This is a genomic window from Nitrincola sp. (assembly GCF_048264025.1).
In the GTDB taxonomy this organism is placed as follows: Bacteria; Pseudomonadota; Gammaproteobacteria; order Pseudomonadales; family Balneatricaceae; genus Nitrincola.
The window spans coordinates 12,045-30,732 of sequence record NZ_JBLXDN010000016.1 but is presented as its reverse complement, the minus strand read 5'-3'; the positions used below and the strand labels follow the sequence as shown (position 1 = coordinate 30,732).

At 49.2% G+C, this 18,688-nt stretch carries 19 protein-coding genes; all 19 read left to right on the top strand.

Annotation, left to right across the window (positions count from 1 at the left end; all coding sequences use genetic code 11):
- Nucleotides 1-6: 6 nt before the first annotated feature.
- On the top strand, nucleotides 7-1,803 hold the full coding sequence (locus ACN0R1_RS12835; RefSeq protein WP_417583446.1) for a sodium:solute symporter family protein: 1,797 nt from the start codon (nucleotides 7-9) through the stop codon (nucleotides 1,801-1,803).
- 96 nt (nucleotides 1,804-1,899) lie between these two features.
- Nucleotides 1,900-2,409, top strand: a complete 510-nt coding sequence (locus tag ACN0R1_RS12830) for a hypothetical protein (RefSeq protein ID WP_417583444.1) — start codon at nucleotides 1,900-1,902, stop codon at nucleotides 2,407-2,409.
- Between the two features lie 91 nt (nucleotides 2,410-2,500).
- Nucleotides 2,501-4,240, top strand: a complete 1,740-nt coding sequence (locus ACN0R1_RS12825; RefSeq protein WP_417583442.1) for a sodium:solute symporter family transporter — start codon at nucleotides 2,501-2,503, stop codon at nucleotides 4,238-4,240.
- A gap of 35 nt (nucleotides 4,241-4,275) precedes the next feature.
- Nucleotides 4,276-6,108: a putative nucleotidyltransferase substrate binding domain-containing protein gene (locus tag ACN0R1_RS12820; RefSeq protein WP_417583440.1), complete on the top strand. Its 1,833-nt coding sequence runs from the start codon at nucleotides 4,276-4,278 to the stop codon at nucleotides 6,106-6,108.
- Between the two features lie 4 nt (nucleotides 6,109-6,112).
- The gene (locus ACN0R1_RS12815; protein WP_417583438.1) at nucleotides 6,113-6,736 is read left to right on the top strand and encodes a 3'-5' exonuclease; all 624 of its coding nucleotides are present in this window, start codon (nucleotides 6,113-6,115) and stop codon (nucleotides 6,734-6,736) included.
- Between the two features lie 197 nt (nucleotides 6,737-6,933).
- Nucleotides 6,934-7,296 (top strand): flagellar hook-basal body complex protein FliE, encoded by a 363-nt coding sequence (gene fliE, locus ACN0R1_RS12810; protein WP_417583436.1) that lies wholly within the window; start codon nucleotides 6,934-6,936, stop codon nucleotides 7,294-7,296.
- A gap of 56 nt (nucleotides 7,297-7,352) precedes the next feature.
- Nucleotides 7,353-8,984, top strand: coding sequence for a flagellar basal-body MS-ring/collar protein FliF (gene fliF, locus ACN0R1_RS12805; RefSeq protein ID WP_417583434.1), 1,632 nt, complete (start codon nucleotides 7,353-7,355; stop codon nucleotides 8,982-8,984).
- Nucleotides 8,977-9,972 (top strand): flagellar motor switch protein FliG, encoded by a 996-nt coding sequence (gene fliG / locus ACN0R1_RS12800; protein ID WP_417583432.1) that lies wholly within the window; start codon nucleotides 8,977-8,979, stop codon nucleotides 9,970-9,972. The genes fliF and fliG overlap by 8 nt, the downstream gene beginning before the upstream one ends.
- Before the next feature lie 4 nt (nucleotides 9,973-9,976).
- Nucleotides 9,977-10,717 carry a flagellar assembly protein FliH gene (locus tag ACN0R1_RS12795; RefSeq protein WP_417583430.1) on the top strand — a complete coding sequence of 247 codons (741 nt, stop codon included), beginning with the start codon at nucleotides 9,977-9,979 and terminating at the stop codon, nucleotides 10,715-10,717.
- Nucleotides 10,718-10,727: 10 nt separating this feature from the next.
- Nucleotides 10,728-12,101: a flagellar protein export ATPase FliI gene (gene fliI / locus ACN0R1_RS12790; RefSeq protein ID WP_417583428.1), complete on the top strand. Its 1,374-nt coding sequence runs from the start codon at nucleotides 10,728-10,730 to the stop codon at nucleotides 12,099-12,101.
- Nucleotides 12,098-12,544, top strand: coding sequence for a flagellar export protein FliJ (gene fliJ, locus ACN0R1_RS12785; protein ID WP_417583426.1), 447 nt, complete (start codon nucleotides 12,098-12,100; stop codon nucleotides 12,542-12,544). Before fliI ends, fliJ begins: the two co-directional genes overlap by 4 nt.
- 59 nt (nucleotides 12,545-12,603) lie before the next feature.
- Nucleotides 12,604-14,409 carry a flagellar hook-length control protein FliK gene (locus tag ACN0R1_RS12780; RefSeq protein ID WP_417583424.1) on the top strand — a complete coding sequence of 602 codons (1,806 nt, stop codon included), beginning with the start codon at nucleotides 12,604-12,606 and terminating at the stop codon, nucleotides 14,407-14,409.
- A 74-nt stretch (nucleotides 14,410-14,483) separates the two neighbouring features.
- Nucleotides 14,484-14,999, top strand: a complete 516-nt coding sequence (locus tag ACN0R1_RS12775; protein WP_417583422.1) for a flagellar basal body-associated FliL family protein — start codon at nucleotides 14,484-14,486, stop codon at nucleotides 14,997-14,999.
- Between the two features lie 13 nt (nucleotides 15,000-15,012).
- A complete protein-coding gene (gene fliM / locus ACN0R1_RS12770; RefSeq protein ID WP_417583420.1) occupies nucleotides 15,013-15,996 on the top strand; it encodes a flagellar motor switch protein FliM in 984 nt (327 codons plus the stop codon).
- Between the two features lie 24 nt (nucleotides 15,997-16,020).
- Nucleotides 16,021-16,443 (top strand): flagellar motor switch protein FliN, encoded by a 423-nt coding sequence (gene fliN / locus ACN0R1_RS12765; RefSeq protein ID WP_417583418.1) that lies wholly within the window; start codon nucleotides 16,021-16,023, stop codon nucleotides 16,441-16,443.
- A 2-nt stretch (nucleotides 16,444-16,445) separates the two neighbouring features.
- Nucleotides 16,446-16,871, top strand: coding sequence for a flagellar biosynthetic protein FliO (fliO, locus tag ACN0R1_RS12760; protein WP_417583416.1), 426 nt, complete (start codon nucleotides 16,446-16,448; stop codon nucleotides 16,869-16,871).
- A complete protein-coding gene (gene fliP, locus ACN0R1_RS12755; protein ID WP_417583414.1) occupies nucleotides 16,871-17,614 on the top strand; it encodes a flagellar type III secretion system pore protein FliP in 744 nt (247 codons plus the stop codon). The genes fliO and fliP overlap by 1 nt, the downstream gene beginning before the upstream one ends.
- Before the next feature lie 14 nt (nucleotides 17,615-17,628).
- On the top strand, nucleotides 17,629-17,898 hold the full coding sequence (fliQ, locus tag ACN0R1_RS12750) for a flagellar biosynthesis protein FliQ (protein WP_417583412.1): 270 nt from the start codon (nucleotides 17,629-17,631) through the stop codon (nucleotides 17,896-17,898).
- Nucleotides 17,899-17,923: 25 nt separating this feature from the next.
- Nucleotides 17,924-18,685, top strand: coding sequence for a flagellar biosynthetic protein FliR (fliR, locus tag ACN0R1_RS12745; RefSeq protein WP_417583533.1), 762 nt, complete (start codon nucleotides 17,924-17,926; stop codon nucleotides 18,683-18,685).
- The last annotated feature ends 3 nt before the right edge of the window (nucleotides 18,686-18,688 follow it).

Here is an 18,688-nt window from a genome sequence, read left to right as displayed (position 1 = left end):
GCCGGTATGAGTCAATTTGCAATCAACCTGCTATTCGTAGGTGCCTCGTTTGCGCTCTATATCGGTATAGCGATATGGGCGCGGGCAGGATCAACCAAAGAGTTCTATGTTGCCGGTGGTGGTGTAAACCCCATTACTAATGGTATGGCAACAGCGGCTGACTGGATGTCAGCGGCATCCTTCATTTCCATGGCAGGCCTCTTGGCTGCTGGTGGTTATGCCAACTCCTCCTTCCTGATGGGTTGGACCGGTGGTTACGTTATCCTGGCCATGTTGCTGGCGCCTTATCTGCGTAAGTTCGGTAAGTTCACAGTGCCTGACTTTATCGGTGATCGCTTCTACAGTCGTGGTGCTCGTCTGGTAGCTGTTGCCTGTCTGATCATCGCATCGGTTACCTATGTAATCGGTCAGATGACTGGTGCTGGTGTGGCTTTCTCACGCTTCCTCGAAGTCAGCAATACTATGGGTATCTGGATCGCTGCGGTGATTGTATTCCTGTATGCCGTTTTCGGCGGTATGAAAGGGATTACTTACACTCAGGTGGCTCAGTACGTGGTACTGATCATTGCCTATACGATTCCAGCTGTGTTTATCTCGCTGCAGTTGACTAACAATCCGATTCCACCACTGGGTATGTTTAGTACACATGCTGAATCCGGTGTGCCATTGTTGGCTAAGCTGAGTGAAGTGCTGACTGAACTGGGCTTCCGTGACTATGCCGCTGATGTGCCAAATAAACTGAACATGGTTCTGTTTACTCTGTCACTGATGGTGGGTACAGCCGGTCTGCCTCACGTTATCATTCGCTTCTTCACTGTGCCTAAAGTTGCTGACGCACGTTGGTCTGCTGGTTGGGCGCTGGTGTTTATTGCACTGCTGTATTTGACAGCTCCTGCTGTTGCTTCTATGGCTCGTTTGAATCTGCTGACAACTGTTTATCCAGATGCCGCAGGTCAGGTGACCAGCTATGAAGATGCAATGAATAATGCGCTGGTGTATGACGAGCGTCCTGAATGGGTGAGAACCTGGGAAACCACAGGTCTGATCACGTTCACCGATAAGAATAATGATGGTCGTATACAGATGTATAACGACGGTAATGCTGACTTTGCTACGACTGCTCAGGCACGTGGTTGGGAAGGTAATGAACTGGTTGTTAACAACGACATTCTGGTACTGGCTAACCCTGAAATTGCCAATCTTCCTGGTTGGGTTATCGGGTTGATCGCGGCAGGTGGTATTGCAGCGGCACTGTCAACTGCGGCAGGTCTGCTGTTGGCGATCTCGTCTGCCATCAGTCATGACTTGATCAAGAACACCATCAATCCAGATATCAGTGAGAAAGGCGAAATGCTGGCGGCACGTATCTCGATGGGGGTGGCGATTCTCCTGGCAACCTATCTGGGTCTGAACCCACCGGGCTTTGCAGCTCAGGTAGTGGCGCTGGCCTTTGGTATTGCCGGTGCATCACTCTTCCCTGTGTTGATGATGGGTATCTTCTCCAAGCGTGTGAACAGTAAAGGTGCCATTGCCGGTATGCTGGCAGGTTTGATTGCAACCTTGTTGTACATCTTTACCTACCTGGGCTGGTTCTTCATTCCTGGAACAGAAATGCTGGAAAACAAACCGGAATACTGGATACTGGGTGTATCCCCACTGTCCTTCGGTGCGGTGGGTGCGGTGATTAACTTTGCCGTAGCCTTTGCAGTATCTTATGCAACTGAAGAGCCTCCACAGGAGATTCAGGATCTGGTTGAAAGCGTTCGTTACCCTAAAGGTGCCGGTACTGCGATAGATCACTAAGTTGTAAAAACCTGTTACAGTTAACTGCTGTTAAGGGTTGGTCACAAAATCGGGCTTCCAATCGGAAGCCCGACTTATTTCAGGAAGTTGAAATCTATGTTTTGGAATTTGGTTGCTACGGTTTTCGCAGGTCTCGGGGCTGCTGGTATTGCGCTGCTGCTTCGGTCAATAACGCGCAATAAGCTGCCTAAATGGATTATTCCGGTGTTTGCCGGTGCTGGTATGCTGGGGTATCAGATCTACTATGAGTACTCCTGGTTTGATCATCAGCAAGGCCGTCAACCTGAGGGCAGTGTGGTTATTTCCTCTGAGCGTGGTGAAGTATTCTGGCGTCCCTGGACATATTTCTATCCAATGACAGTCGCTTTTACAGTTGTGGACACCAAGAACCTAGTTAAGCATGAAACGGAAGATGCTACGTTGGTAGAGTTTATTCTTTACCGGTTTGAAAAAAAACATATCGATCTGGTCACTCACCGTGCACATTTGCTCAACTGTGATACGGCTGAAGTACTACCTATGACAGAAGCGCGTCAGGCGGATATAACACGGTTACGCACGCTGGATACTTCGGATACACTTTATAAAGCTGTGTGTCAGCACTGAGTGCCGCTGAGACTAAAGTTCGGCTATCGGCACGGAAGGGGCTTTGCTAAATTGGTCTGTGAATGCTGGTTAACGCTCAGGGGATGATCAGATGCGAACAGATCTGTTTATATTTCTGTTAGTCGGCGCTACGGCAACATTTTATTTGTTAGTGATGGTATCCAGCCGTAGCGGGTCTGGCCGGGATTTTTACACGCTAAGTGGTAGTTCAACACCCTTGGCCAGTGGTATGGCTTCGGCGGCCGACTGGCTCTGTGCAGCAACCTTTCTGGGTTTGTTTGGCCTATTTTCTGTTAACCCGCTGGATAGTCAACTAATACTAACAGGCTGGCTGGCTGGTTTGGTTTTAATGGGGCTTTGGGTTGCACCAGCTCAATTTCATTCCGGAAAGCTGTGTTTGTCTGGTTATCTTGGGGCGGGTTACAACTCGCGCCTGGTCGGATACCTTGCCTTAATCATTGTTGTGTTGATCAGTACTCTGCTGTTGGCGTTGCAGTTGCGCGGAATGAGTTTGATCTTTTCGAGACATTTGCAGTTGTCTGTTCAGGCTGGCGTTATTATCAGCATGTTTTTGCTGCTTTTCTATGTCGTACTTGGGTCAATGAAGGCGATGACTCAAGTGCAAATGTTGCAGTATTGCATCCTTTTTTGCGCACTGATGATTCCATCTGTCTATCTGGCTGGCAAGTTTGATGAGCGCTTTGGTGTGCTTTTCAGTCGTAGTTTTTTTTCGGGTTCAGGTTTTGAGTTTCAGTTGTCGCTGGACAGTCTGAGACAGCAGTTGGGTTTTACGTCAAACCTGCCTTCGCGCGATACTGTGGATGTTGTATTCCTGCTGCTGTCATTGATGGCTGGAGTCGCCGTCCTTCCTCACCTGTTGTTACGCTACCAGTCAGTTAAAAAAACGGCTGATATAAGCCAGAGCACCGTCTGGATGCTGGTGTTTCTCGGGCTGATCTATTCCTCCATGCCGCTCATCGCCAGCATGGGTGAGTTACGCCTGATTCAGTCCGTTAATGGTGAATTTAATGAGGGTACAGCTTATAGCCGCATGCCAGACTGGTTTTACGCTTGGGAACAAAATAAGCAACTTGCCTGGTACGATCATACCCAGGATGGCAAGGTGCAGTATGCAGCAGGATCGCCATTTGAAGGCTCAATGCCTTTATACAATGATAAAACCGGTTTGTCTGGAGAGCCGCTTATACTCAATCCTGCCGCCGGTATTTATGAGCCACTGCAGCAGCGCTTTCCATCTGAGTTATATGTGGCAGAAGAGCTGCGTTTATTTTTAATACCGGAAGTCTCTGCTATGCCTGTGTGGGTGGTAGGTATACTCAGTGTAGGTATAGTGGCCGCGATCCTATCCAGTGCTTCGGTGTTAATGATTTCGGCTGCTCATTCTGCTGCTGTCCAGCTACTGTCTAAACGTTTAACGCAAAGAGCAGAGCTTAAGCTGGCGCGGTTAGTAGCGGTGTGTATGTTGTTGATGGCTGGGCTTCTGGCGCTAATCCTGCCTGGTACCTTGATTGAACTGATGAACCGCATTATTGCGCTGGCCGCCGCTACCTTGTTTGCGCCTACTTTGTTGCTAATTTTCAGGCCGGGACTGCATCCTTATGCCGTGTTTACAGGCATATTAGCAGGCTTTACCAGCTATCTGGCCTATACCCTTGTGTTTGATCTGAGTCTGATGCAAATGGGCCAAACATCGTTATCAACGATACTCTCACCAGAAGCGTTTGGGGCCTGCGCTATGTTGCTGAATTTGGGTGTTACGCTGTTGATGACCGTTTTTTTTAAAGTGGCTGTGCTGCCTGTCAAGCAGTAAGCCCAATGCGCTGAATAATAACAATAGGAGTCACTATGTCAGAATCGTTTAATATGGATAACTTGCCCTTCAGCCTGCTGAGTCAGAAAGAGCAGGCGATGCTTAACAGCCATCTGGATATTGCTTACTTCCAAAAAGGCGAAACCATTATTACGGCGGGTGAGGTACCAGAAGGCGTTTTTATTGTGCTCAAGGGAAAGGTGGGCGAAAGCGACGGCTCCGAGTTAGTTGATAATGATGCGGCTGCCAGTGTGTTTGTTCATTATCAGGATGAAGATTACTTTGGTGGCTGGTCGGTTCTGAATGGTAAGGCAATTCATAATTTTATTGCCGTAGAAGAAACTATCTGCCATGTGTTACCCACCCGAACTTTGATGGATCTGATCGCCAGTAATGCATTGTTTGCTGATTATTTCCAGCAAAGCCTTACCGCTAAACGTGAAATTGTCGCTCAGTATGGTCAAAATCAAGATATGGCTGAGTTTATGCTGGCGCGAATTGAAGATGGCACTATCCGTGAACCGCTCATAGTGCTGGAGGGTACGTCGATTTTTGAAGCTACCCGCATGATGCGTGAAATGAAAGCAGATTGTGTTCTAGCTAAGAAAGGTAACCGCTATGGCATGGTTACCGGCACGGATCTGCTTGATGCGGTCATCATCAAGAATATGCCCCTGGAGTCTGATGTGTCAGAAATTGCCAGTTACCGTCTGATTACTACGGATCCGCAGGACTATCTGTTTAATGCGCTGATAATGATGACGCAGCAGCAGATAGAGCGTGTGGTGGTAATGCGAGGCACTGAGCTGTTCGGTATTGTTGAGCTGACAGACGTGCTGAGCCATTTTTCCAGTCATTCACATGTCATTGGCTTGCGTGTTGAGCGTGCACAGACCCTTGATGATCTGAGGGAAGCTGCTCAGGGTCTGACCGACTTGATTAAGGCGTTGATTTCAACAGGGGTGAAAACTCGCTTTACCATGGAGTTGCTGGCCGCCATGAATGGCCGCATTATTTCCAAGCTGTTTGATCTGGTGATACCTAATGATATGCGGCCGCATGTTTGTCTGATCGTAATGGGTTCAGAAGGACGGGGCGAGCAAATAATGAAAACTGACCAGGACAATGGTCTGATATTCAGGGATGGTCTGGAATGGTCGGAAATGCATAAAGTGATGCAGAAGTTCAGTGAGACTTTGATCTCATTTGGTTTCCCGCCCTGTCCGGGTAATATCATGGTATCAAATCCGGAGTGGGTTAATTCCACCAACGAATGGGCTGCCAAACTGAGTCGCTGGAGTCAAAAATTTGACGGTGAGTCGGTAATGAAGCTGGCTATTGCGGTGGATGGGAAGCCGCTTGCCGGTAATGCGGCTATGTTTAAGGTGGCCAGGAATGCTTTTCTTCGGAGTATAAAAAACAACGACATCTTTTTTTCGCATTTTGCCAAGGCCGCGCTGAACTTTGATACGCCACTGACTTTTTTTGGAAATCTGAAAGATAAAGGCATGTTGGATATCAAGAAGGGCGGTATTTTTCCGATAGTGCATGGTGTTCGCACTATGGCGCTGGAGTATCGGATACTGGAAACTAATACCTTTAAGCGCATAGAAGTGTTGGTGGAAATGGAGCAGTTGCGCAAATCCGTGGGCGAAAACTTGTCTGAGGCTTTGTCTTTGTTCGTGCAAATCCGGCTGAAGCACCAAATTCAGCGCGTGGAAGAGAGTGCAGATGGCGTAGATAAAACACCGAATGCTATTGATTTGCAGCGCTTGAATAAGCTGGAGAGGGATTTGCTCAGAGATGCGTTAAGAATTGTCAAGGATTTCAAGAAACACTTGGCTTCGCGTTACCATATAGGCTCATAACAATATGATTATTCCAAGAACAATCCGGCGCTTTAAAGAGCGCAGAGAGTTTCGGGACAGCCCCTATGCCCCTCTATTTGAACCTTATAAGGGTGATGAGGTGGTCTCACTTGATTGTGAAACCACCAGTCTGGATGTAAAGAAAGGCGAAATTCTGTCTATAGGTGCTGTACGTATTCGTGGTCGGCGAGTGATTACCAGCGAGCGCCTGGATATTAAGCTCAAGCCGCCAGCTTCCCTGACAGGGGATTCTATCAAGATACATAAAATTCGCGCCAGTGATCTGGTTGATGGCATAGAGCTTGATGATGCCTTGGAGCAAGTGCTGGAGTTTGTCGGCAATCGTCCGATTCTTGGGTATTATGTAAATTATGATATTCGCATGCTGGATAAATATATCCGACCGAAATATGGCTTTGGCTTGCCAAATAAGGCAATAGAGCTATCCCACGTCTATCACGATATCATTAAATGGAAGACGGTTGGTGGTGATGTAGACCTGCGTTTCGATACTATCTCCAAGAAACTGGATATTCCAATTATTCAGCGGCACACAGCGTTGGGTGATGCGATAACGGTTGCGTTGATGTATGTGCGGCTAAAATTTGGTGCTCCCTTGGCTGATTAGCAGGACTGTTTGGCTTAAGTCAAAATTACATTATAAAAAAGCAGGCATTGGCCTGCTTTTTGCATTTTTGTACTCACGGTGCCAGGTTTATGATTGGATACGACAAAAAATTGTCATTATTTTGCTTGTCGACTTCTTGTTATTCAATAATGGCGCTATAATGTCAAAAAAATGCCACTATCCAATGAGGTCTGAACATGATTGAGCGGTCTGATATCAATAGTGTTCTGGCGCAAATGCGAACCATGCGGTCAGACATGCAGCAGGCTGCGCGCCAGATCGAGATGCCGGGCTTACGGTCTGAAGCTCCCGGAAATGCTATTAAAGATTCTGAGCGTACCGGATTTACAGACTTGCTTAAGTCTGCTGTGGATCAGGTGAACTCCAATCAAAAAATGTCAAACCAGATGCGTGAGTCTTATGAGCGTGGTGATCCGGGTGTTGACTTGCCTCAGGTGATGATCCAGGCGCAAAAAGCATCTATTTCCTTCGATGCTTTGACCCAAGTGCGTAACCGCCTGGTTCAGGCCTATGAAGATGTCTCGAAGATGCCTATCTAACTGAGTTGGTATAAATGGAAAATACAGCGGGTCCATTAAATGCAAGAGGCGGTCTCATGGCTGGGTTCAACGGCCTGGGGATTTTGCGTCAGTTGGGTTTAATGATTGGACTGGCCGCAAGCGTCGCCATTGGTTTTGCTGTAGTACTTTGGTCGCAGCAGCCAGACTATCGAGTTCTCTACGCCAACTTGAGTTTTTCTGATGCCAATGAGGTTATCGAACAACTGCGTATGAATAAAATCCCCTACCGCTTTGATGCGGACGGGCGAGCTATTTTAGTGCCAGAATCTCATGTACATACGGCTCGGCTACAACTGGCCGCTGATGGCTTCTCTGCGGATAAAACTATAGGTTTTGAACTGTTGGATCAGGACCATGGTATGGGTAGTAGCCAGTTTATGGAAACCACACGTTACCGGCGTGGCCTGGAAGGCGAGCTTGCCAGAACTATCTCCAATATGATGGCTGTCAGGTCGGCGCGTATTCACTTGGCAATTCCGAAGGACACAGTTTTCATCCGCGATCAGAGTAAGCCCCGTGCATCAGTATTCTTAGAGTTATTTTCCGGACGCCAATTAGAGCGTGATCAGGTGGCCGCAATCGCTAATCTGGTTGCTTCCAGTATCCCAGAACTGGATGTCAAGGATGTCACTATTGTCGATCAGCGTGGTCGATTACTTAATATTCGCGATGTCGATTCGGATGTGGTGTTGGCGGCTCGGCAGTTGGAGTATGTACGTCAGGTTGAAGACACCCTGGTTAACCGAGTAAACAGTATTCTGCAGCCGGTTGTTGGACTGGGGAATTTCCGTGCAGAGGTATCTGCTGATATAGACTTCACTGAGATTGAACAAGCCAGTGAAGTCTATAATCCTGATTTGCCAGCTTTACGCAGCGAACAGACCATGGAAGAGCGTCGCGAGGCGGGTGATGTTGCTGCCGGTGTTCCTGGGGCGTTGGCAAACCAGCCACCAGGTCCAGTGGCGGTGCCAGAAATAGCCGGTGCTAATGGAGCTGTTGCTGGAGCTGGGAGTTCCGGAACCAGTCGTAACCAGGCTACCCGTAATTTTGAGCTGGATCGTAGCATCAGTTATACCCGGCAGCAGATGGGAGGCGTCAAACGCTTGTCGGTTGCAGTGGTTGTAGATGACCTGACTAATATTGACCCTGCAACGGGTGAGCAGAGCAGGGCATCTTGGTCAGAAGAAGACCTGGAGCGTTTGCGTCTGCTGGTTCAAAATGCCGTGGGCTTTTCAGCGCTGCGAGGGGATAGCGTTAATGTGATTAACTCTTCTTTTGTGCCGCCTGAGGAGTATGAAGTGGTGGACACGGCTTTTTGGCAGCAAGACTGGTTCTGGAACTTGATTAAACAGCTTGGCGCTGGGTTATTTGTGCTGATTCTTGTTCTGGGGATTCTGCGCCCAGTGTTGAAGCACCTGTCTACAGCTGGTGGCAGTCGATCCGTAAATGAACTGGGGCCGGCGGGTCAGATCTCGGCTGAGCTGGACTCTCTGAATGGTTCAGGTATAGCCGACGATAAGGTCACTTTTGGTGGTGTGGAGTCTGCCGCTATGGTCACCCCTAACGAAAGTTTTGATTATCAGTTGAATGAAATTCGCAGTATGGTAGCCGAAGATCCGGCCCGTGTGGCTCAAGCGATTAAGCAGTGGGTGGTAGAGCGTGAGTGACGGACTGACAGATATTGAAAAGGCTGCCGTGCTGCTGATTAGTCTGGGTGAGAGTGATGCTGCTGAAATACTCAAGCACCTTGGGCCGAAAGAGGTGCAGCGGATAGGTGAGGCTATGTCACGTCTGGATAATGTGCCGCAGTCACGAGTCGAATCAGTAGTTTCAGATTTTCTGGATGTTGTCAGCGATCAAACCGGTATCGGCATCAATAATGACCGCTATATCCGGGCAATGTTAAATCAGGCCTTGGGTGAAGATAAGGCTAAAACGCTTATCGACAGAATCCTGTTCAGCACCAATACCTCGGGTCTGGATACGTTGCGTTGGATGGACGCGCGACAGGTGGCCGAAATCATACGCTTTGAACATCCGCAGATTCAGGCTGTCATAGTCTCGTATCTGGAGCCGGATCAGGCGGCAAGTGTTCTGAGTTTTTTTGATGATAAAGTGCGCCTGGATATTGTCATGCGTGTTGCTGCACTGGACCAGATTCAACCACAGGCCTTGCAGGAGCTGAATGATATGCTGGAAAGTCAGTTCAGTGGTCCTCGCTCAACTCAGTTGACTCGTCTGGGTGGGGTGAAGTCGGCGGCAAATATTATGAACTTTATTGACACCCAGATAGAAGCCGAGCTGATGGATGCCATTAAAGAAACCGACGAAGGGTTGGCGAATCAAATCTCTGATCTGATGTTTGTGTTCGATAATTTACTGGATGTCGAAGATCGAGGCATTCAGGTTATTTTGCGAGAAATTCAGACAGATCAGCTGGTTGTGGCCCTTAAAGGGGCTGATACGCAGCTGCAGGAAAAAATCTTCAAGAACATGTCCAAGCGTGCTGCCGAGCTGCTGCGTGATGACCTTGAAGCGAAAGGTCCTGTACGAATCAGCGAAGTCGAGTCTGCCCAGAAAGAAATACTCAACGTTGCCCGACGACTTGCCGATGATGGCGAAATTACGCTGGGTGGCGGTGATGATATGATTTAATCCTATGAAAGCGGACAATATATTTCCCGTTAGAATCCCGGCTGCTGAGGCCAGGCGCTTGAATGCCTGGGAGCTTCCAGCGATGGAAAGTGAACCGCAAGGGTCCGCTTTTAATACCGTCTATCAGGAAGAAAAAGTGACGGTGACGGATGAAGAAGTTGCCGCTGAAAAACTGACATTGGCTGAAATAGAGCAAATCCGAGAGGATGCCTTTAAAGAAGGTTTTGCTCAGGGGCGCGAAGAAGGTTTTGAGCAAGGGAAGTCAGACGGGTACAAGCAGGGCTATGAGCAGGGCTTGGCGTCAGGTGAAGTTGAAATTAAGCGGCAACTGGCATTGCTTGATAGTCTGCAATTGTCTTTCAGACAGCCTATTGCTGAACAAGAAAAAGCTCTTGAAGGCTTGTTGATTGATCTGGTTCGGCGTTTTGCTGAAGCGGTGATTCATGCCGAGCTGCAGGCCAGTGAAGCGCACATTGTTAAGGCCGTAGTGTCGGCTTTGGATGAGTTGCCTTCGACAACGCTGAATTGCCAGGTTCAGGTCAATCCCGTTGATCTAAATGCGTTAGAGCGGCTCGCTCAACGCGAAGGTTTTACGCTGGTGTCCGATGAGACTATTACGGCCGGTGGTTGTCGTCTGGTGACCGAAAATAGTCGGGTGGATTACACCGTAGAAACCCGTTTTCAACAGGTTGCCGAGCAATTATCTGCTGCACTGGGGAAATACACCTCGTCTGCTCCGCAATAACGGAGGTCCTATGGCACTTTTCCATAATCAACCACATTTGCAAGACCCTGGATTATTTACACCGACCTATCCTGAGGTGAGCGGGCGTATTACGCGGCTGATTGGGTTGACGTTGGAAGCGGTTGGCTTGAAGGTTGCGCTGGGTGATTACTGTAAAATCGAAGTGCTTAAAGGCCAGTATTCCGAAGCTGAAGTAGTGGGTTTTTCCGGTGATCGAATCTACCTGATGCCACTGCATAGTGTTGATGGGTTACAGCCTGGTGCTCGCGTGATTCCACAACGTAGCGGTAGTTTGGTGCCTGTGGGGTTTGGCTTGCTGGGGCGGGTGATTAATGGCATAGGGCAGCCTATTGATGGTAAGGGGGTGCTGGATGCGGAGCGTTATGTGCCTATGCAGGGTGAGGTCATTAACCCCTTGTCCCGCCATCCCATAGACACCTCTTTAGATGTTGGAATTCGCTCCATAAATGGTTTGTTGACGGTGGGTTGTGGTCAGCGCCTGGGTTTATTTGCCGGAAGTGGTGTCGGTAAGTCGGTATTGCTTGGCATGATGACACGCTATACTGCGGCAGATATCACCGTGGTTGGTTTGATCGGCGAACGTGGCCGAGAGGTGCGTGAGTTTATCGATCACAGCCTGGGGCCGGAGGGTATGGCACGCTCGGTTGTTGTGGCCTCACCAGCAGACGACTCCCCCTTGATGCGTCTCAGGGCCGCGGAGCTTACCACACGAATTGCTGAATACTTTCGCGCTCAGGGCAAGCGAGTCTTGTTGTTGATGGACTCGTTGACGCGCTACGCCCAGGCCCAGCGAGAAATTGCTTTAGCGGTTGGCGAACCACCGGCAACTAAAGGCTATCCCCCTTCTGTTTTTGCACGCTTGCCGCGCCTTGTCGAGCGGGCAGGTAACTCGCAGGAAGGTGAGGGTTCTATTACTGCATTCTATACCGTATTGACAGAAGGTGATGATCAGCAAGATCCGATTGCGGATGCGGCTCGAGCGATTTTGGATGGGCATATCGTCTTGTCTAGACGTTTGGCTGAACAAGGGCATTATCCAGCTATAGATATTGAGGCGTCTATCAGCCGTGTCATGCCGCAGGTAATTTCGCCAGAACATCTGGCCAAGGCGCTTGAGTTCAAGCGGCTGTTTTCACGCTATCAGCAAAATGCTGATCTGATTGCAGTGGGTGCCTATGTGCGCGGTAGTGATCCACAGACAGACCGAGCGATAGATATGCTGCCGGTATTGCAGGCCTATTTACAACAGGGGATGACCGAGTCTTTTGATCTAGAGCGCTCTACCCAGGAATTGATTATGTCGATGAGCATGCCAACACCGTCAATGAACCCGTCACAGGGTATGCGCGGTGAACGGCGATGAATAAAAGCCGCTCCGAACGTCTGGGTGTTGTGCTCGACCTATCCCGGCGTCAGCGAGAAACGGCTGATCTGTATTTGGCTGATGCACAGAAGCGGCTTAAACAGGCAGAAGCGCAACTGATCCAGTTACAGAATTATATGCTGGAATACCAGCAGCAGTTTACCCAGGCAGGACAGCAGGGTATGACGACCAACTCCTTACAGCAGCATCAGGCATTTATCGGTCGTTTGGAGCATGCGTTAAGGCAACAGCATGACACCATACGGGTTTCGCGGCAGCAGTTGGAGCAGGTCAAGCAATATTGGCAAAGTGTTTATGCGCGTTTTAAAGGTATTGAAAAATTAACGGATAAAGCACGCACCGATGAGCAATATGCTCGCGATAAGCGTGAGCAGCAAGAGATGGATGAGCGTTCTCAGCGAAATCGTACTTTCGGCATATAGAGCAATGTGGCGCATTTTTTGCAGATGTTCAGTTGGGTAACGACTTTCTGGAGCTGAACATGTCATCCTCAACTTCTACCACCCCATTATCAGGTGGTTTACTATCGCTGTCTCCCGGCGTCAATGCAGGCATGCCACAGTCGGGTGCTGCTCTGACGACGGCTACACCCGGTGATCCAGGTGGTTTTTATACTCTGTGGATGGGAATAACTGCTCAAGGACAGATGGTAGCACCCAGTGGTGGCGCCCTGCGGCAAAATCCTGTCATGGATCGTGTCGATAACGGCATGGAGTTGCCGCCCGAGACCGCTGAGCAGCTATTACAGAAGCTCGATCAGTTGTTGCAGCAAGTAGGTGAGGATGAAACTGATTTGATTGAATCAGCCGTAGAGTTGCTACGGCTGGGGCTGCAGCAGACTGCGCCGGATGGGCAAATAATGAGTGGTGATTCAGCGACACTGTCGGGTTCAGGCGTTAGTGATGCCGAGCTGCTGGCGTATCTGAAAACACTGGTTGAGACTTCATCTGCTATTACCGATACTGGTCATTCGGCCTTGCCTGAGGATCCCTTGCCATTAAGCGACAGCGCAAAAGATAAGCTGATCAACTATCTTGAGCAGAAGCTGGATGCATCGACAGCCCAGACTCCGGCAAACTCACTACCCATTGTGCCAAACAGTTTATCAACCGAAGAGATGTTAGAAGCCGAGCGTCTAGTTAGACAACTCTGGTCTGAGCTTGAATCAGCTCGTCAGGCGCGTGCTGAATTAGACTCGGCAGTAAATGCAAAAACAGCGGAAGAGAGCAAGGCTGCGGAAGCGGCTGCCGACGATCTAAAGCATAGCAGTCTGCCGCTAGATAAAAGTACTGAGTCCACAGGTCTGACACAGCTGGCTGGTGGCGCAGGGCATGTTAATAGCACCACACATGCCGAGGCTGCTGAAACGAATCCAGTATCCTCTGATCTGGAGGGTGTTATGCGTCAGTCCGATGAGCTGAATGCTCAATCCCCAGCATCGTTAACGGCAGAGCGACAAGCTGCAGCGGACTCTGGCGATAAAGTCGATCGTCTGGCTGTTCCACTGGAGCGTCCGATGCAATCGCGCGAAACAGAAAAAGAGCGTGAAAGGCGTTTGGAATCTGCCGTAGTAGGTGTACGTGAACCCACGGTATCCACTCGTCCAGTTACAGAGGCTCCGCGGACTGAGCTGACGACTGCCGCTATGCCGGAAGCTACCATGCCGGAGGGGGGGCGTTCGGCTTCTATCGAACAAGCCATGAGTGATAGGTTGAAGGTTGCCATGTCAGAGGAGCGCAGCACGACAGTGTCTGTACGTACTGAGAGCAACAACTTGCAATCTGCAGAAGCGCAGCGTATGGCTATGCCGAGTAATACTTCGCCTCAAGCACCTATACAACAAGCCCAGAATTCACAGGATGCGTTGATGCAGAAAATGCTTAACCCTGCCTGGAGCAAGGCACTCGGAGAACGTGCAGTCATGATGGCGCAACAAGGGCCTCGTGTTGCTGAAGTCAGGTTAGACCCGCCGGAACTGGGCTCTTTACGCATCCGTGTACAAGTACATGGTTCAGACCAAGTGTCATTATCCTTCAATGCACCGAGTGCGGCTGTGCGTGAAGTACTAGAGCAGAGTATGCCACGCTTGCGGGAGATGTTTGCTGAGCAGGGATTGAATCTGACGGATGCGTCAGTCGGGGATCAATCTGCGCAGGACCGGGCAGACAAAGAGCAGCGGGAGGCTGTTGCTAAGGGATTCTCCGGTGGTGTTGGCGATGATTTTGGTGATGCGCCGGCCTCGCGAGCCGGAGGGCGTAAAATAGGACTTATTGATTATTATGCCTGAAGCTGTTCCCCTCAGATAAACACACTGTGGTATATTAGCCGTAGTGATGTATGTCCGGATAATTGGGGGAGTTAATGGCTGACGAAGACGTTCAAGCTGATGCAGCAGCCGTGCCGAAGAGTGGTAAGAAAAAGCTGATTATTATCCTTGCCGCCAGCCTGCTGCTGGTTTTGATAGCGAGTGGTGCTGCATTTTTTCTGCTTTCCGGCAGTGGCGATGAATCCGAAGAAGTCGCCGTTGAAAACGTGCAGACCGAAGCGATTTATATCAAGATACGCACGCTGGAAGGGCGGCCAATGTTCGTGGCTTCGCTGGACAACCCAGATGGCAATCGTCATTTTATGCAAATCTATGCAGAAGCTAAAACCCGTGACCCTGCCGTGGAACAGGTGTTGAACCAGCATATGCCGCTGGTGGTTGCGCGACTTAATACCCTGTTTACTACCGCTGATTCAAAAGCATTACGCAGTGTAGAGGGTATACGCGCCTTGCAGAACGATGCGACTGCTTTGGTTAATCGCCTGATTGAAGATCGGGGCGGTGTGCCCGGTGTGGAAATCGTGCTGTTTACCAATTTTGTAATGCAGTGATGGAGCTGTAACCATGTCGGTTAAAGATCTACTTTCGCAGGATGAGATCGATGCCCTGTTGCATGGCGTTGATGATGGCGATGTGGAAACCGCCGACGACGGCGAAGATGACGACGGTAGTGGTGTTCGTCCCTATGACCTGGCTAGTCAGGAGCGTATTGTGCGTGGGCGGATGCCTACGTTGGAAATGGTCAATGAGCGCTTTGCGCGGCTGGCCAGGGTGACGCTGTTCAATCTGCTCAGGCGCTCTGCTGATGTGACTGTGGGTGGTGTGCAGGTGATGAAGTATGGTGACTATATTCACACCCTCTACGTGCCTACCAGTATGTCGTTAATCAAAGTACACCCCTGGCGTGGTACCGGGTTATTCATTATTGACGCCAAGCTGGTGTTTAAACTAGTGGATCAGTATTTTGGCGGTGATGGGCGGCATGCGAAAATTGAAGGCCGTGATTTTACTCCAACAGAAACTCGGCTGGTGCATAAGACCGTAATGCAGCTATTACATGACCTGCGTGAAGCCTGGTTGCCGGTTGCTGAGGTGGCTTTTGAGCAGGTATCCCATGAGCTTAACCCGGCTATGGCCAATGTGGTCGGTCCAAGTGAAGTGGTTATAGTGAGCACGTTTCAGGTAGATCTCGAAGGTGGAAACGGTGATTTTCATGTCACCTTGCCTTATTCCATGGTTGAACCGATCCGTGATCTGCTCATGTCATCTTACCAAAGTAGTGAACACGAGACAGATGAGCGTTGGCTGAACTCTTTGCGCAAAGATATTATCTGTGCACGCCTCAATCTGGATTTGTTGGTGGCTGAGCGTGAAATGACTCTTAGGGATGTCGTAGCGCTTGAGCAGGGTGATGTGATTCCTCTGGACATATCAGATCATCTCACATTGAGTGCAAATGGCTTGCCTATGTACACCTGCCAACTGGGTGCGTCACGTGGTAATCTTGCAGTGAAAATAGTCGAAACAATCCAGCACGATAATGACTGATGTGCAGATCCGGAGATAGAGTGCGTGAGTGAAGACGATAAAAATGTAGACCAGCAAGCCATGGCTGACGAGTGGGCGGCCGCTATGGAAGAGCAGGTGGGTAGCGCTGCTACTGATATGGCGGATGAGGCGGCTGTCAAAGCCGTTGAATTGTCTGAACTAAAAGATGAATCCGCCCCAGTTAGTGATGCCAAGTTGGACGTCATACTTGATATACCTGTTAAACTGACGGTTGAGGTCGGTGGAACCGAAATAGCTATCCGTAACCTGTTGCAACTGAATCAGGGATCAGTGCTTGAGCTCAGTCGTGTAGCAGGTGAGCCACTGGATGTGAAGGTTAACGGAACCTTGATTGCGCATGGCGAAGTAGTGGTTGTTAATGACCACTATGGCATCAGGCTTACTGATGTTATAAGCCCGCAGGAACGTATTTGGCGTCTTAAATAGTTATGTATCGTTTCGCGCTGTGTTTATTGCTGGCAAGTCCTGGGGCCATTGCTGAGATTGAACGTCAGCCTGCTTCAGCTTTTGCCTATTCCGGTGGTGATCCGATGAGTATTGCCTCTGTGTTGCAGTTGGTGCTGGGGCTTGTACTGGTTTTAGGTACAATTTTTTTAATTGCCTGGCTGTTGCGAAAGGTAACTCTACTGCCTGGGCAGCACAGAAAACTTCGGGTTGTGGCGGCCTTGTCTCTGGGTAATCGTGAGCGTGCAGTATTGGTACAAGTAGGTGATCAGCAGTTGTTGCTGGGAGTGGCTCAGGGGCAGGTGAGCTTGTTAAAAAGCTTTGATCAGCCGGTAATTGAACTGGAAAATGGTCAGGATTCGGCATTTTCCAAAAAACTCAGTCAATACTTACATAAGCGGAGCGAATAATGGCGCGCTACCTCTGGCTGCTAGCTCTACTGCTTTGTTTTTTGCCGTCGTTGTCCTATGCCGATCAGGGTATATCTGCTATCACGCTGAGTGTTGACGAAGATGGCAATACCGAGTATTCGGTAACCATTCAAATTCTTGCTCTGATGACATTGCTGACATTCCTGCCAGCCATGTTGATGATGATGACTTCGTTTACCCGCATCATTATTGTGTTTGCTATTTTGAGGCAGGCATTGGGTCTGCAGCAGACACCTTCAAATCAGGTTATGGTTGGCTTGGCACTGTTCCTGACGTTTTTCATTATGGCGCCAGTGTTTGATCGTATTAATGAAGTGGCAGTGCAGCCTTATCTGGCAGAAGAGTTGACGAGCATGGAAGCGCTTGAGGCGGCTTCGCGGCCGTTTCACCAGTTTATGATGGGTAATACCCGCGAAAGTGATCTTGATCTGTTTATGCGCATTTCTGATACGCCGCGCGTCGAAAGTCCTGAAGATGTGCCCATGCGGATACTGGTGCCCGCCTTTGTAATCAGTGAGCTGAAAACAGCTTTTCAGATAGGCTTTATGCTCTTTATCCCATTTCTGGTAATTGATCTGGTAGTGGCGAGTGTGTTGATGGCGATGGGTATGATGATGTTGTCGCCGGTGATAGTGTCCCTGCCGTTTAAAATTATGCTGTTTGTCCTTGCTGATGGTTGGGCTATGGTGGTGGGTACACTGGCGGCAAGCTTTGGTGTCTAGCGGAGGGCTACAGTATGTTGATTGAAACCATACTGGATCTTTATGGTGGTGCTTTCTGGTTGATTATCAAGTTTGTTACCGTAATTGTTGGGCCTGCGTTGGTTGTGGGTCTGATCATTTCAGTGTTTCAGGCCGCAACTCAGATCAACGAACAAACCCTCAGTTTTCTTCCGCGTCTTATCGTCAGTCTGCTTGCATTAATGTATTTTGGTCCGTGGATAGTCACGCAGATCCTGGATCTGTTTAACTACCTGTTTATGAATATACCGATCTTAATAGGCTAACGCAGTGTTTGTCTCTCTGGCTGAAATGGAGTATTGGGTAGCTGCTCTGCTATTGCCGCTCTTTCGTATTGGCTCTTTTTTTATGTCCGTACCCATAATCGGTACCCAGATGGTCCCTGTGAGAGTGCGTCTGGGGCTGGCGCTAGCGGTTACTTTTTTATTGATTCCGGTGCTGCCAGAGATGCCCGTTTATGATCCTTTCTCGCTTAACACTTGGCTGGTCATTTTGCATCAAATCCTTATCGGAACACTCATGGGTTTTGCGTTGCAAATTTTATTTCAGAGCTTTATTACTGGAGCCCAGATGATCGCTATGCAATCTGGTCTGGGGTTTGCGTCAATGACGGATCCCAGTAGCGGGGTGCAAATCGTTGTGGTGGCACAGTTTTATTCCATGATGGCTATTTTGTTGTTTTTGTCTATGAATGGCCACTTGGTTATGATGGAAATTATGGCTCAGAGTTTTTTTGCCTTGCCAGTCGGGATGGTTGGTTTTGATGGTGAGGTGTTTATGCGGGTGGTGTTATCACTCAGTTGGTTATTTGCTGCTGCATTACTGATGGCGCTGCCTGCGATTACTGCCTTGTTGATTATTAACCTGGCATTTGGTGTGATGACCAAGGCCGCACCACAGCTGAATATATTTGCTATAGGTTTTCCGTTTACCATGCTGATGGGTTTGATTATGCATTGGATCTTTTTACCGACTTTTTACGATCACTACATACGAACGACTCATTATGTGCTGGACTTTGTGCAGAGTATGTTGCCTCCAATAAGCGGGTAAGTC